This window comes from Neobacillus sp. 114 (assembly GCF_030127045.1).
GTDB classification, from domain to species: domain Bacteria; phylum Bacillota; class Bacilli; order Bacillales; family Cytobacillaceae; genus Neobacillus; species Neobacillus rhizophilus.
In genome coordinates this window covers 5,666,645-5,678,786 of sequence record NZ_CP126144.1, presented here as the reverse complement: position 1 = coordinate 5,678,786, position 12,142 = coordinate 5,666,645, and the positions used below count along the sequence as shown (strand labels likewise).

Sequence of the window (12,142 nt, the reverse complement as noted above, 5' to 3'; positions counted from 1 at the left end):
GTCAAGGGGTGTGAATCATGTATTTAACTATAAAACATTTTATTGAAGATACAACGCAGCATATAAAATTGAGGGGGTTACTCGACTTTTCCACAGTTGACGCCTTCAACTTTGTCGAAAAAATACCAGAACATATAGCAAGCATTGATGTAGACTTTTCTGAACTGGAATTTATTGATTCAACAGGAATCGGGGCTATTATTTCTATTTTGCATAAAGCAAATAGCTTAGGGGCAGAAGTCGACTTTATCGGGATGTCAGAAGAAACAAAAGAATTATTTGAAACAATAGGGGTGTTTGATATCAAGGAGTCATTATTAGGCGAGGGGCGATAGATTATGGATAACCAGGGGTTATCACAGAAAAATAGTGACATTATATCACACAACAAAACACTTGAACGGGAAATAAACTTGGCAAAAAAAATTCAAACAAAGCTGTTAAATGGTGAAAAGCCGAAATTGGGGAAAGATGACATCTCCGGTGTATCGATCCCTGCAAGATTAATTGGCGGAGATTACTTTGATTTTTATCCGCTTCCAAACGGCAAACTTCGTATCGTGATTGGGGATGTAATGGGGAAAGGAATTCCTGCTGCAATGTTAATGATTTTAACACGAGGTGCTTTCCGTACGGCAGCTGAATCTACTACTGGTCCTGGGGGGACTTTGACGGCTATGAATAATGCAACATATCAGGACCTAAGAAAATTGAACTCATTTGTAACCGTCTTTTGTGCCGATTGGGAGCCCGAAACAGGTATTCTTACATATGCAAATGCAGGCCATTCATTACCTGAAGTAATCAAGAAGAATGGTGAACGGACTGAACTTCCCAAAGTGAAGGGGGTCATGATTGGCGGACTGAGCAATCAAATTTACCATGAAGAAAAGATTACGCTATCCGAAGGGGACGTCGTCTGTTTATATACAGATGGCATTATTGAGGCTCTAAATAGGAAAGGTGAGTTATATAAAAAAGAACGCCTGGAAGAAGTGTTAAAACAGCATGTAGATAAAAGTGCCTCAGAAATTGAAGGAGAGGTAATCAATAGTGTCATGGAATTCACAGAGAAACTTCCGCAAAAAGATGATATTACAATGGTTGTGCTAAAAGTAGGGGAAGAAAGTACAGATATTTACGGGTCTAATTCCTTATCACTAAAACAATAAAGAATGAATTTTAAATGGGTTAAAGTTGGTTTTTACTTTCTACATCAAAACCTTAAGTGGGGGATTAACATGTTTAAATTTTCAGCCGATGAAATAAATGATAAATTGTTTATCAAGTTGGAGGGCGCACTGGATATCGAAGCAACTGAAATCATTGAAAATGAACTAGTAAATGAAATTTCCAGAACAGATAAAATGATAGAGTTTGATTTTCGAAAAATTGACTTTGTTGATTCATCGGGCATAGGATTGTTAATTACATTAATTGAACAATTAAAGGAATCCAGAAGAAATCCTAAAATTATAAATGTAAAGGAAGATGTTCAGCAAATATTTGAACTGATTCAGTTAGATCAGATTTTGGGACAAGGTGTTTTGGTATAACAGAGCCATTTAGATGGAAAGGTTGAAAAGCAGCACATTTAATTTAGCTCAAAGAAAGAGAAGCACTTACCAGTAAGCAGTGGAGAGCGCTTCTCTTTATAATATTATGGTTTCGTCATTGACCGATTTTGAAATAACTAATACCTTTTTTTAATTAAAAGTAAAACTGTTAAAGCTAAATAACATCATATATAAAATACACCAAAAGGGACATTGCTTTATTTTTATTGCCATAAAAGAATAAGAGAAAAGAACACTTTTTTCTCTGAAAAACAATTGGAATGATTTACTGGGGCCTATGGTCCGATTGATTAACATAAACATCTAAAAATTTTTGTCGATACTTTTTTATAGGTTTAGATAGGAAAAGTGTTCATTGTATAAATGTTAATAACATGATGATATAACGTAACGATTGTTACCATTGAAGAGTATAGGATGTGACACCATGACACCATTCAAACTTGTTCATGCAAATTCATTGCAAGAAGCAATCAAAATTGGTGCAGAAACTTTGGGAGTAGAAAAGAATCAAATATGGTATAGAGTTATAAATAGAAGGAAAAGCTTTTTTGGAAAAGAAACACTCACAGTCTTTGTCTCAGTAATGAAAGAACAAAAAGAGGACAAGAAACGAAGAAAAATAGTATTGAAGAATTTATCTTTTAAAAGAACCTCCAAAAAATTATACATACCCTCATCGTCAGACAGAAGTGGTATGGCTTGGATTCGTAATGGGCAAGTATATTGTCAAAATGGAAAAAGTCATTTTCCTGCATTGCACCCCTGTGAAGGAGTGGAAATTCTCCTAAACGGGGTAGTAGTCAAAAATGAAGTAACGATCATAACAGAGGATGATACCGTAGAGCTTAGGACCATCCAAGAAGAGGTTAAGGGTCGATTTAGTCTCGAACCATCTCCAGACAAAATGGAGGTTTATGTACAGGTGCAGCCAGGATACACAATAACCAAAAAGGTTTGTAACGCCCTTCCAAGCAGATTAGTAAAGATTGAGGTAAAAGAAGAAAAATTTTTTAAACCATTAGATGAAGATGAAATCTATCAAGAGCTAGCTGCCCAGTTTCATGCACAAGCTATACCTGAACAAATCCAACAAGCATGCGCCTCAACGGAGCCGAAAGCGTTTGTCATTGCCAGGGGGAAACCTGTGATACCTGGTAGAGATGGATACTTTGCCCCAGTTAGAGATTTCCAGTATGACACGGAAAAACAAAATGATGAAAAAGATTTTGTAAACCATCTAACTGTTCGTGAAGGGGATATTATTGGATATGTAAAACCACCTGTTCCCGGTCAGAACGGGTATGATGTCTTTGGGGATATCATTGAAACGAGTGAACCCAATCCATTACAAGTTTATACCAGAGATGGAGTCCTTTATCTTATAGAAAAGGGGATCGTTGTTGCCAAGCGTTCCGGCAGGGTTTTAATAAAATCCTATTCGCCTAATAATATGGTGTTTCAGGTTGTCCCAGTTTATTTATATGAAGGAAACGTAAATTCTAGCATGGGCTCCATTTTGTTTGATGGGGATGTTTCAATAAAAGGAAATGTAGAAGAAAACACTTTGATAAAAGCTAGCGGCTGTATTTATATTACCGGAAGTGTTACTAATTCCAAAATTCTGGCTGGTGAAGACATTATCATCAAGGGGGCAGCTCATTCCGCCTCTATTACTTCTGGATGGGTTCCGGAATGGTTGAATGAAAGCCTGCCCATCGGTAAAGAAACACATGAAATGATGGGTCATAAGATTTCAGCAATCAAACAGTTAACATCTAACCCAGCTTTTTTGAAAAGTGATCTTGCTAAAAAGGGTTTTCAACCTCTTTTGAAATTGCTTTTGGAAATGAAATTTAACGAATTCCCCTCACTAGTGCAAAAATTGAAACTAAAAATCACACCATTTGCGAATAAAGAGTGGAACAATATTATTACCATTTTGGATCAGACTTTCTTACAACAACATATGCTGTCGTCCATCGAACAGTTGCAAGAAATTGCCTACAAACTTAAAAACTGTTTAGATGAAATGGAGCAGGAATTATTTAAGTCAACCCTTATTTTTGTGGAAAGGACAGACCAATGTGAATTGGACAGTACTGGCCATATTGTAATTAAAGATAGAATCTTTCAATCTACGATTCGCTCTAAGATTAGTGTACAGGCAGGCATGATAGAAGCTAGTGATATTACAGCTGGGGAAAAAATCACAGCAGTTCAGGCTGGGTCTTCAACTGATACAAAAACCGTTTTGAACATTGAGAAAGGTGAAGGGGTTATTGTGGCCGAACACATATGGAAGAATACGACCATTAAGGTAGGAGGCAACGTGGAGAAGCTGCATCAATCAGTTAAACGGGCATTCGTGCATCGCGATGTGGAAAGCGAAAACATAACCATAGAAAGGAATAGAATGGGATGAATGCTCTAACAAAGGTTGGTGGCAGTTTTTCACAGTAATCCTCGAAGGTTGGTTAGATATGAATGGAGTAGTGGATTTTGAAAAGTGAAAGACTTTTTAACCGAAAATATTAAAGAGGTATGCTTTGACTTTGAGCGATTAGAGTTCATCGATTCTACTGGAATCTGTGTCCTTATTAGTTTCACCAAAATATACCCTCATATTTTATTTAAAGTTATCAACGTAAATGAGGATGTTAACGTTGTCAGGTATTAATTTTTTTAAAAAGGAGGATCTGTTTCAAGGTCCTCCTATCTTATGGCTTATGGCAGCGTCGGGCAATACATCACCAATTCCCGTTTTATTAGCAAATTTATTTTTATACATCTGCTGATCGGCAACCTCCAGGATTTCATCTGGAGTAATTGGCGTACCCGGCTTATAGTGGTAAAACCCATGGCTGGCGGAAATCTTGTACGGCTTTTGTCCGGTCTCATTCATGGTCTTGAACGCATTCTCAATATTTATCCATACCTGTTCGACGTTTGCCATTTCTTTTTCAAAAAATACAATGATGAATTCGTCCCCGCCGAGACGGAATAGGATATCGTCCCGCTGGATATAACGTTCAATCGTTATGCAGCATGTCCTAATCAGGTCGTCACCCATCGCATGACCCAAGTGGTCATTGACCTTTTTTAGTCTATTAATATCAATAAAGCAAATGGTAAACTCGCGGGAATTTGTCCCGTTACTTAACTCTTGGCGAAGCATCTCGATACCGGTGCGGCGGTTCCGCACCCCTGTAAGCACATCGATGGAGGCGTGATCGATAAGCTCCTGTTCCTTTTTCTTAATGTCTGTAATATCGGTAGTGTCAATGAGGACGCAGATTTCATCATGATAATCCACCAACTCAAAATGCAAAAGCGACCATTTTTTTTGACCGGGAGCAAGCTGCTGCTCGGTCACGTAGTTTTTGACACTATTCTCCTCATACAACTGTTTCATAATATCTTGTCTTTCAGCGGGATTGCCAAACAAGAAACCGGCATCGAGTGCGGCCAAATCTTTCCCCTCTAGCTGATAGTAGTTGATAGCCTGCCGATTGACCAGCTGAATTTCGTTGTCCAGATTGGTAAGTATCAACGGATTGGGATTCCGCTGGAACAAGCGGCGGAAGCTTTCCTCGTTTTTGGTTAACTTCTTCTTGTTAAAAAAATCATTTTTTCTAAATCTATAAAAGGTTAGAGCAATTGTAAACGCGATTACTGCGGCCCCGGTTGAATTGACAAGATTTAACACGAAAGAATAATTAATTTTTCCCCAAAAGGCTAGTCCTGCGATAGAAATGAGATGAGCGCTTAGCATCATCGTGAGCATGTGCTTTGGTCGGATTGGAAAAATAATCGCAGCCGCAAATAAAATAATCAGATAGGCGTAGATGTTTCCAGTGTACAGCTGGCTGTTAATTGATGATACGGCTCCTATCAGTAGATACAGCGAAATATAGGAATTTACAATGAAGCTTTTGGAAACCGTGTGGCGTCTACTGCGCCGGTATAGCATGATGAATACAAGGGAGATGAGCAGACCAAATAGATGCACCACTTTAAGGGTCCATTTAAAGGCAGGCTGATGGAGATTTTGTAAAAAGAAAAAGTCAACAATGAAAAAGCACGGATAGGTGAAGATGAGCATATAGGAAACGAGCTTTAATCTTTCAAAGAGGATATCGAAGTTTGATTGTTGAAACTCACGGTCAGGAAGGGAATTCTTTTGCATTTTTATAGTATTATTCTTCAAGTCTATCATCATTTTTCCGCCAAAATTCCTTTTTTTCATGTAGTGTAACATAGGCATTGAAGCCTGTCCACGCACCAATTAAATCAATTTTAAAAGTCATATTATTTAAAAAATGTTGTTTTCAGAGTATTATGGATTTAGTACATATTTTTCAAAATATTAATCGGAATGGAGTGAACGAAATGAAGGCAGTTGTGCATGCGGACAAGGCTGGTATTGAAGGGTTAGCCGTTCGGGAAATGGAAGAGTTGCAACCGGGCGATGGAGAGGTGCGGGTCAAGCTAAAAACAGCAGGCCTAAATCACCGGGATTTGTTCGTGCTTGTGCGTCATAAACCGACGGACCCGCCGCTTATCATCGGATCGGACGGCGCCGGCGTGGTTGATGGAGTCGGTGAGGGTGTTGTTGGCGTCAAGGTGGGCGATGAGGTGCTGATCAATCCAAGCCTTGGCTGGAAGGAAAAGAGCGATGCCCCGCCAGCAGGGTTTGAAATTCTTGGACTCCCGTTCCACGGAACCTTTGCTGAGCAGGTGGTCGTCCCGGCCGATAATGTTGCATTGAAACCTGGCTATTTAAGCTGGGAGGAAGCTGGTGTGCTATCATTGGCGGCGCTGACAGCCTACCGGGCTTTATTTACACAGGGTCAGGTGCGGGAAGGGATGAAGGTATTGATCCCTGGTATCGGCAGCGGTGTTGCGACTTTATTGTTGCAGTTTGCGAAAGCCGCTGGAGCGGTTGTGTATGTGACTTCCCGTTCTTCGGAAAAATGTGCGAAGGCCCTCGAACTTGGTGCGGATCAGGCGTTTGACAGCAACGAAGACTGGGAGCAGGCGCTTAATGGCGAAAAAATGGACCTTGTCATCGAGTGCGTTGGGGCGGCAACCTTTAATAAGTCATTAAAGCAGCTCCGCCCGGGCGGAACGATTGTGACTTTTGGTGCTTCGGCGGGTGATGTCGTTGAATTCAACCTGCGCGACTTTTTCTATGGCCAGTACAAATTGTTTGGCTCCACTTTGGGCAGCGGCGAGGAATACAAGGAAATGCTGGAATTCGTTACGAGGCATGAAATTAAACCGGTGGTTGACCGCATGTACTCATTAGAGGAATTCGGCGCGGCCTTCGAGCGGATGGAAAAAGCAGAACAGTTAGGGAAAATTGGCTTTTATATTGGATAATGTTTTGGGAAAGTGCCTGATACCAGCCTTCGAGGGCGGTGTCGGGCATTTTTTTTGAAAAAATAATACCTGTTGTGAACACTTCTAAAGGCGTTTGGCGAATAACTTTTAAAAATCGGCGAATATCCTGTCCAGTTTGGCGAATAAACTCCGAAAACCAGCGAATATCTGGTTAATTTCGGCAAATTAAAGTTCGACAACAACAAAAAAGGGCAGGTCCCATGAGAACCCGCCCGAACCTTTATAATTATTTCACGACAGCACCGACTCGGCGCTCCACAAACCGCTGCATCCGTTTCAAAGCTTCTTGCAGCTGTTCCATCGAGGTAGCGTATGAACAGCGGATATACCCTTCGCCGCTTTCCCCGAAGGCATTGCCAGGTACAACGGCCACTTTTTCCTCCATCAGCAGTTTCTCGGCAAACTGCTCGGAGCTCAGGCCGGTTGCCTTAATCGATGGAAATACATAAAAGGCTCCACCAGGAACATGGCAGTCCAGCCCGATATTGTTCAGGGTATCGACCACATAATTCCGGCGTCGGCGATAGCTATTACGCATAGATTCAACCTCATGGTAGCTGTTGCGGAGTGCTTCAATGGCTCCGTGCTGAAGCATATGCGGCGCGCACATGGTAGTGTATTGATGAATTTTTAGCATATGCCCGACAAATTCAGCAGGAGCAGCCAAGAATCCCAGCCTCCAGCCTGTCATCGCAAAGCCTTTGGAAAAACCGTTAATTAAAATCGTCCGCTCATACATGCCATCAATGGCGGCAAAGCTAGTAAACTCCTCATCATAGGTCAGTTCCGCATAAATTTCATCCATCACGACAATTAAATCATGCTTTTCAACTGTTCTAGCAATTTCCTCAAGTTCCTTACGAGTTAACGCAGTTCCCGTTGGATTGTTTGGCGAACAAATTAAAATGGCTTTTGTTTTTTCCGTAATGGCTGCTTCGATTTGTTCAGCCGTAATTTTAAAACCGTTAGCTGGTGAAGTGGATACAGGAATCGGTGTTCCGCCTGCCAACGCCACCAATGGAGCGTAAGAAACGAACGACGGTTCCACGATAAGGACTTCATCGCCAGGGTTTACAATCGCCCGAAAGGCAAGGTCGATTGCCTCGCTCGCCCCGACGGTGACGATGATTTGGTTAACGGGATTGTAGTCCACGTTAAAGCCTCTCTGTAGATAGGCTGAAATTTCCTCACGCAGCTCCAATAAGCCGGCGTTTGCCGTATAGGATGTGAAGCCTTGCTCGATGGAAAGAATCGTTGCTTCACGCACGTTCCAAGGAGTGATGAAGTCTGGTTCCCCAACACCTAGCGAAATGACGCCCTCCATGCTGGCTGCCAAATCGAAAAATTTTCGAATTGGTGACGGCTTAAGTTCTTTAGCTGTATATGAAAGATAGTTCGAAACGCCATTAGTCATGGTGTGACCACCATTCTGCGATCTTTTTCATCGCCGCTGTCAAAACGAACGCCATCATGCTTGTATTTTTTCAGCATGAAATGGGTGGTGGTGGAAACAACACTTTCGATTGGCGACAATTTTTCAGAAACAAAGGAAGCAACTTCGTGCATGGTTCTTCCTTCAACGGTAATCGATAAATCGTAGGCACCTGACATCAAATACAAGGAGGATACCTCCGGAAAGCGGGAGATTCTTTGAGCCACTTCGTCAAATCCTACCCCGCGCTTCGGTGTTACCTTTACCTCAATCATGGCAATAGTATGTTCCTGCCCCTCAACCTTGCTCCAGTTGATCAAAGTTGGGTAGCTCATGATGATTTTTTGTTGTTCCAGCTTCTTAATCGTTTCACGGACCTTTTCCTCGTTGCTCATGACCATGGACGCGATTGTCGCCGCTGAAATTTTGTGGTTCTCTTCAATGATTTTCAGAATTTCAATTTCTTCACTATTAAGTTTCATAACGGAGTACCTCCTAAACTAGCTAAACTAAAAAAAATCCTATCTATGATTTTAATCCTTCTCAGCATGAAAGTCACTCCCAAATACTGTTATACAACAAATATATTGTGCTAGCACAAAAAAACTGCGGAACAATAAAAAGTGTCCATGTGGGGCGGACAAATGTCCACGGCTGGTGTCAGGCACCAATTTAAGGCAATAATGGAAAGACACTAATGCAGGAGGCAACAATGGAGGCAGTATTGGTGATGGCAAACACCGATGAAAAAAACCCGCTCCAAAAGGCGGGCTGACTGTTCCTATTAAATTACTGGCTTATTCCACTGAAATGAACACATTCGGAAATCCGGCATTTTTAATGGTGTTCATCCGCTCTTCGGCATTTTCACGGATGGAGAAGGCCCCAGCCTGAGCTCGGTACCAGGTTGTTCCGCTGATGACAACGGTATCGACAAACGCTTCGAATCCTTTCGACTTCAGCAGGGCGCCCTGCTTGTCCGCATTTTCTTTGGACTGGAACGATCCGGCGATTACTTTGTAAAGCGTACCGGTGCTAGGCGGTGGGGAAGGGGCTGGTTTACGCTGCAAATTAAAAGCCTTGGCAAGCCCGTTTGCATGGCCTTGAGCGACATCCTGGCGCCACGCTGCCTGTTTCATTAGCCCAGCATCATGCGCATTCGTAATAAAGCCGTTTTCCGACAGCATTGCCGGCATGGTCGATTCGCGGAGCACATGGAAGTTGGCCTTTTTCATTCCGCGGTCGATCAGTTGGTTCATTTTTACGACTTCCCCATGGATTATTTCGCGGTACTTTGCCGTTTGCGAGGAATCTGACAGGCCGTTATATATATAATCCTCGAATCCTTGCGCAGCGCTTGAAGCGGCATTTATGTGAATCGACAAATAATAGTCGGCACCCCAAGCATTTGCCTCATTTGTCCGAGCGCTCAAGCTTTTCGAGATGTCGCTTTCCCTGCTCATCTTTACCTCAACATTTTCATATTGATTGATTAAAATGTTGCGCAGTCTAAGCGAGATATCGAGCGTCACATCCTTCTCATTCAAGCCATTGCCCTGGGCGCCCGGGTCGGTGCCGCCGTGGCCTGGGTCAAGATATATCTTCATTTCATCACCTCCATTCTTATTTCACCTATATCTTATGAAAAAAAGGTGGACAAGGTTCGGGCTGGTGTCAGCCAGCTTTTTACCCTTTCCACCTTTTATTTATGAAAAAAATCCCCCAAAGGACAGGCTGTGGAACAATTTATTCTGGAATCAGTTAAAAAAAGAAAAGCCCTTTTTAAAAAAAGGGCTAAAGCAAAATCTAATCAAACGTTTGAAGAGGAAATATGCTTTTTTTTGAAAAAATCAGTAAATCAATCAACTCTTATGGCTTCCAAATTAGATAATGCCAACTATGAAAATAGGGGAAACTACTGCTTGTTTTTCGCCAAACGTTTAATTAGTGGGAACTCTCCTTAATATTGTATCTCCTTTTGAATACTATCCAGATTTTGAATGGAGAAATTCACCATCCGTTTATAAAGGTTTAAAACAGATTGACCATAGGTGGTTCCCGGTACTGCCCACTTGCCATTTAAGGAGGTCCAAGTCGCGGCAGAACCCCTGTTGACAAGGTGGAATCGGGGGTCCACTAATGGGTATTGGTTTGGAAGTTGATTCGTGGTCGCATAGGCGAACAAGTGCTGCAAATGAGCGATTACCCCTTCTTCAGGTGTTTGGAAGCTGGCACCTGGATTGTTAGGCCCGGTTGCTCCAATGCCGGCGAAGTTGTCCTGCCCCGGCTTGACGACGCCAGTGAATCGGAAAAAGTTTGTCTCGTGAACGGCCTGTGCAAACGCGATATCCCCTCGAATTCCGTAATATTCGCCATATTTTAAATAAAGGCTTCCCAAATCAGGGGCGCTTGGATTGACTGTTTTTACAAATCGGTTCATATGCTCTGGCGATAAGAAGGTTGGTCCAAAAATTGAGTTAATAGATGAATCTTGAACAAGGGGACTCGGGGTTTCAATGACTGTGTCAGAGCCGCTGCTTGTTTCAGAATCGCTCCCTAAAGAAGTGCCGATATTCGGGTTAGTGGTGCCTAATGGGGCAGATTCACTCGCTTCATTTGTGACACTGCCGACATCTGGACTAGGAGCGTTACCCGCAGTATTGCTGTCAGTCGCCTCGGAATTATCCGTTGTGCTGCTTGTTCCTCCTGCCGGGCTTGCAGCAGTTCCTCCGCCACCTTCGATAATAATGAAGGAATCATTAAATCCTGCAATTTGCACGACTTTCAAGCGCTGTTCGGCATTTTCACGGTTTGCAAATGCTCCAACCTGAACGCGGTACCACGTCCCACTAGAAATTGTCGTAGTTACCACGAAGGCATCAAATCCCATCGACCGCAGTTTGGCCACGCGTTCATCCGCATTTTCTCGTGACTTGAACGAACCGGAATAGACTTTAAAAAGGGTTCCGGACCCGGGATTTGACAGCGCAGGCGCTGGAGCAGGCTGCGGTGCAGGAGCCGGTGTTGGAGCTGGAGAAGGCTGCGGTGCGGGAGCGGGATTGTTTTTTCGAACAAGATTAAAGGCTGCTGCAAGACCGTTCGCATGACCTTGAGCCACCTTCTGCCGCCACGCATCCTGCTTCATTAACGCAGAATCATGAGCATTAGAAATGAAGCCATTTTCCGTTAATACGGCTTCCATATTGGACTCACGCAGCACATGGTAATTGGCCTGCCTCGTGCCGCGGTCAATTAACTCGTTTACCTTCAACACTTCTGCATGAATAATACTTTGGATCCGGGCAGTTCTTGAGGATCTCGAAAGGCCGTTATAAATATAGTCCTCATAGCCTTGAGCGGAAGCGCCCGCTGAATTGATGTGGATGGACAGGTAAAAGTCAGCGCCCCAACTATTAGCCTCGCTTGTCCGGGAACCCAGACTTTTTGTAATGTCACTTTCACGGCTCATTTTTACTTGTACGTTTTCAAAATCATTGACTAAAATGGAGCGCAGCTTCAATGCAATGTCCAAGGTGACATCCTTCTCATTCAGGCCATTTCCTTGAGCACCGGGGTCATTTCCGCCATGACCCGGATCTAAATAAATCTTCATTTCATCTCCTCCATTTCATTTTTTAATCATATATATCCTATGGCAAGACGAGGAATTGGTTCGGGCCTAGTCCATTCTGCCTATGGCTCCGGCCTTCTGGACTAGAAATGCGTT

At 42.7% G+C, this 12,142-nt stretch carries 11 protein-coding genes; 6 read left to right on the top strand and 5 right to left on the bottom strand.

Annotated elements, in window-relative coordinates; genetic code table 11:
• Positions 1-17 precede the first annotated feature (17 nt).
• The 4 genes from QNN06_RS27885 (at position 18) to QNN06_RS27870 (ending at position 4,002) form a co-directional block, all read left to right on the top strand.
• Positions 18-335 carry an STAS domain-containing protein gene (locus tag QNN06_RS27885; RefSeq protein ID WP_284036401.1) on the top strand — a complete coding sequence of 106 codons (318 nt, stop codon included), beginning with the start codon at positions 18-20 and terminating at the stop codon, positions 333-335.
• A 3-nt stretch (positions 336-338) separates the two neighbouring features.
• Positions 339-1,172, top strand: a complete 834-nt coding sequence (locus QNN06_RS27880; RefSeq protein ID WP_284036400.1) for a PP2C family protein-serine/threonine phosphatase — start codon at positions 339-341, stop codon at positions 1,170-1,172.
• 69 nt (positions 1,173-1,241) lie between these two features.
• On the top strand, positions 1,242-1,556 hold the full coding sequence (locus QNN06_RS27875) for an STAS domain-containing protein (protein WP_284036399.1): 315 nt from the start codon (positions 1,242-1,244) through the stop codon (positions 1,554-1,556).
• 448 nt (positions 1,557-2,004) lie between these two features.
• On the top strand, positions 2,005-4,002 hold the full coding sequence (locus tag QNN06_RS27870; RefSeq protein ID WP_284036398.1) for a FapA family protein: 1,998 nt from the start codon (positions 2,005-2,007) through the stop codon (positions 4,000-4,002).
• 279 nt (positions 4,003-4,281) lie between these two features.
• Here the strand turns inward: QNN06_RS27870 and QNN06_RS27865 are convergent, their stop codons facing one another.
• Positions 4,282-5,844, bottom strand: coding sequence for a sensor domain-containing diguanylate cyclase (locus tag QNN06_RS27865; RefSeq protein ID WP_284036397.1), 1,563 nt, complete (start codon positions 5,842-5,844; stop codon positions 4,282-4,284).
• A 125-nt stretch (positions 5,845-5,969) separates the two neighbouring features.
• Here QNN06_RS27865 and QNN06_RS27860 point away from each other — a divergent pair, with 125 nt between their 5' ends.
• The gene (locus tag QNN06_RS27860) at positions 5,970-6,962 is read left to right on the top strand and encodes a zinc-binding dehydrogenase (protein WP_284037990.1); all 993 of its coding nucleotides are present in this window, start codon (positions 5,970-5,972) and stop codon (positions 6,960-6,962) included.
• 247 nt (positions 6,963-7,209) lie between these two features.
• Here the strand turns inward: QNN06_RS27860 and QNN06_RS27855 are convergent, their stop codons facing one another.
• The 3 genes from QNN06_RS27855 to QNN06_RS27845 all read right to left on the bottom strand — a co-directional run bounded on the left by QNN06_RS27855 (position 7,210) and on the right by QNN06_RS27845 (position 10,022).
• Entirely contained in the window at positions 7,210-8,397 is a 1,188-nt protein-coding gene (locus QNN06_RS27855) for an aminotransferase (protein ID WP_217032343.1), read from the bottom strand.
• Positions 8,394-8,897 carry an Lrp/AsnC family transcriptional regulator gene (locus tag QNN06_RS27850; RefSeq protein WP_213117579.1) on the bottom strand — a complete coding sequence of 168 codons (504 nt, stop codon included), beginning with the start codon at positions 8,895-8,897 and terminating at the stop codon, positions 8,394-8,396. The genes QNN06_RS27855 and QNN06_RS27850 overlap by 4 nt, the downstream gene beginning before the upstream one ends.
• 315 nt (positions 8,898-9,212) lie before the next feature.
• Positions 9,213-10,022, bottom strand: coding sequence for an N-acetylmuramoyl-L-alanine amidase (locus QNN06_RS27845; protein WP_284036396.1), 810 nt, complete (start codon positions 10,020-10,022; stop codon positions 9,213-9,215).
• A gap of 129 nt (positions 10,023-10,151) precedes the next feature.
• On the opposite strand from QNN06_RS27845, the gene QNN06_RS27840 reads away from it, so the two are divergent.
• Complete coding sequence (locus tag QNN06_RS27840; protein WP_213117581.1) at positions 10,152-10,379, top strand: hypothetical protein; 228 nt, start codon at positions 10,152-10,154, stop codon at positions 10,377-10,379.
• Here the strand turns inward: QNN06_RS27840 and QNN06_RS27835 are convergent.
• Positions 10,376-12,028: an N-acetylmuramoyl-L-alanine amidase gene (locus QNN06_RS27835; protein ID WP_284036395.1), complete on the bottom strand. Its 1,653-nt coding sequence runs from the start codon at positions 12,026-12,028 to the stop codon at positions 10,376-10,378. The genes QNN06_RS27840 and QNN06_RS27835 overlap by 4 nt on opposite strands.
• Positions 12,029-12,142: the final 114 nt, after the last annotated feature.

What these genes read in the sequence shown, in the direction of transcription:
- QNN06_RS27885 (WP_284036401.1), top strand. Translation starts at nt 18, where the DNA reads ATGTATTTAACTATAAAACATTTTATTGAAGATACAACGCAGCATATA.
- QNN06_RS27880 (WP_284036400.1), top strand. Translation starts at nt 339, where the DNA reads ATGGATAACCAGGGGTTATCACAGAAAAATAGTGACATTATATCACAC.
- QNN06_RS27875 (WP_284036399.1), top strand. Translation starts at nt 1,242, where the DNA reads ATGTTTAAATTTTCAGCCGATGAAATAAATGATAAATTGTTTATCAAG.
- QNN06_RS27870 (WP_284036398.1), top strand. Translation starts at nt 2,005, where the DNA reads ATGACACCATTCAAACTTGTTCATGCAAATTCATTGCAAGAAGCAATC.
- QNN06_RS27865 (WP_284036397.1), bottom strand. Translation starts at nt 5,844, where the DNA reads ATGCCTATGTTACACTACATGAAAAAAAGGAATTTTGGCGGAAAAATG.
- QNN06_RS27860 (WP_284037990.1), top strand. Translation starts at nt 5,970, where the DNA reads ATGAAGGCAGTTGTGCATGCGGACAAGGCTGGTATTGAAGGGTTAGCC.
- QNN06_RS27855 (WP_217032343.1), bottom strand. Translation starts at nt 8,397, where the DNA reads ATGACTAATGGCGTTTCGAACTATCTTTCATATACAGCTAAAGAACTT.
- QNN06_RS27850 (WP_213117579.1), bottom strand. Translation starts at nt 8,897, where the DNA reads ATGAAACTTAATAGTGAAGAAATTGAAATTCTGAAAATCATTGAAGAG.
- QNN06_RS27845 (WP_284036396.1), bottom strand. Translation starts at nt 10,022, where the DNA reads ATGAAGATATATCTTGACCCAGGCCACGGCGGCACCGACCCGGGCGCC.
- QNN06_RS27835 (WP_284036395.1), bottom strand. Translation starts at nt 12,028, where the DNA reads ATGAAGATTTATTTAGATCCGGGTCATGGCGGAAATGACCCCGGTGCT.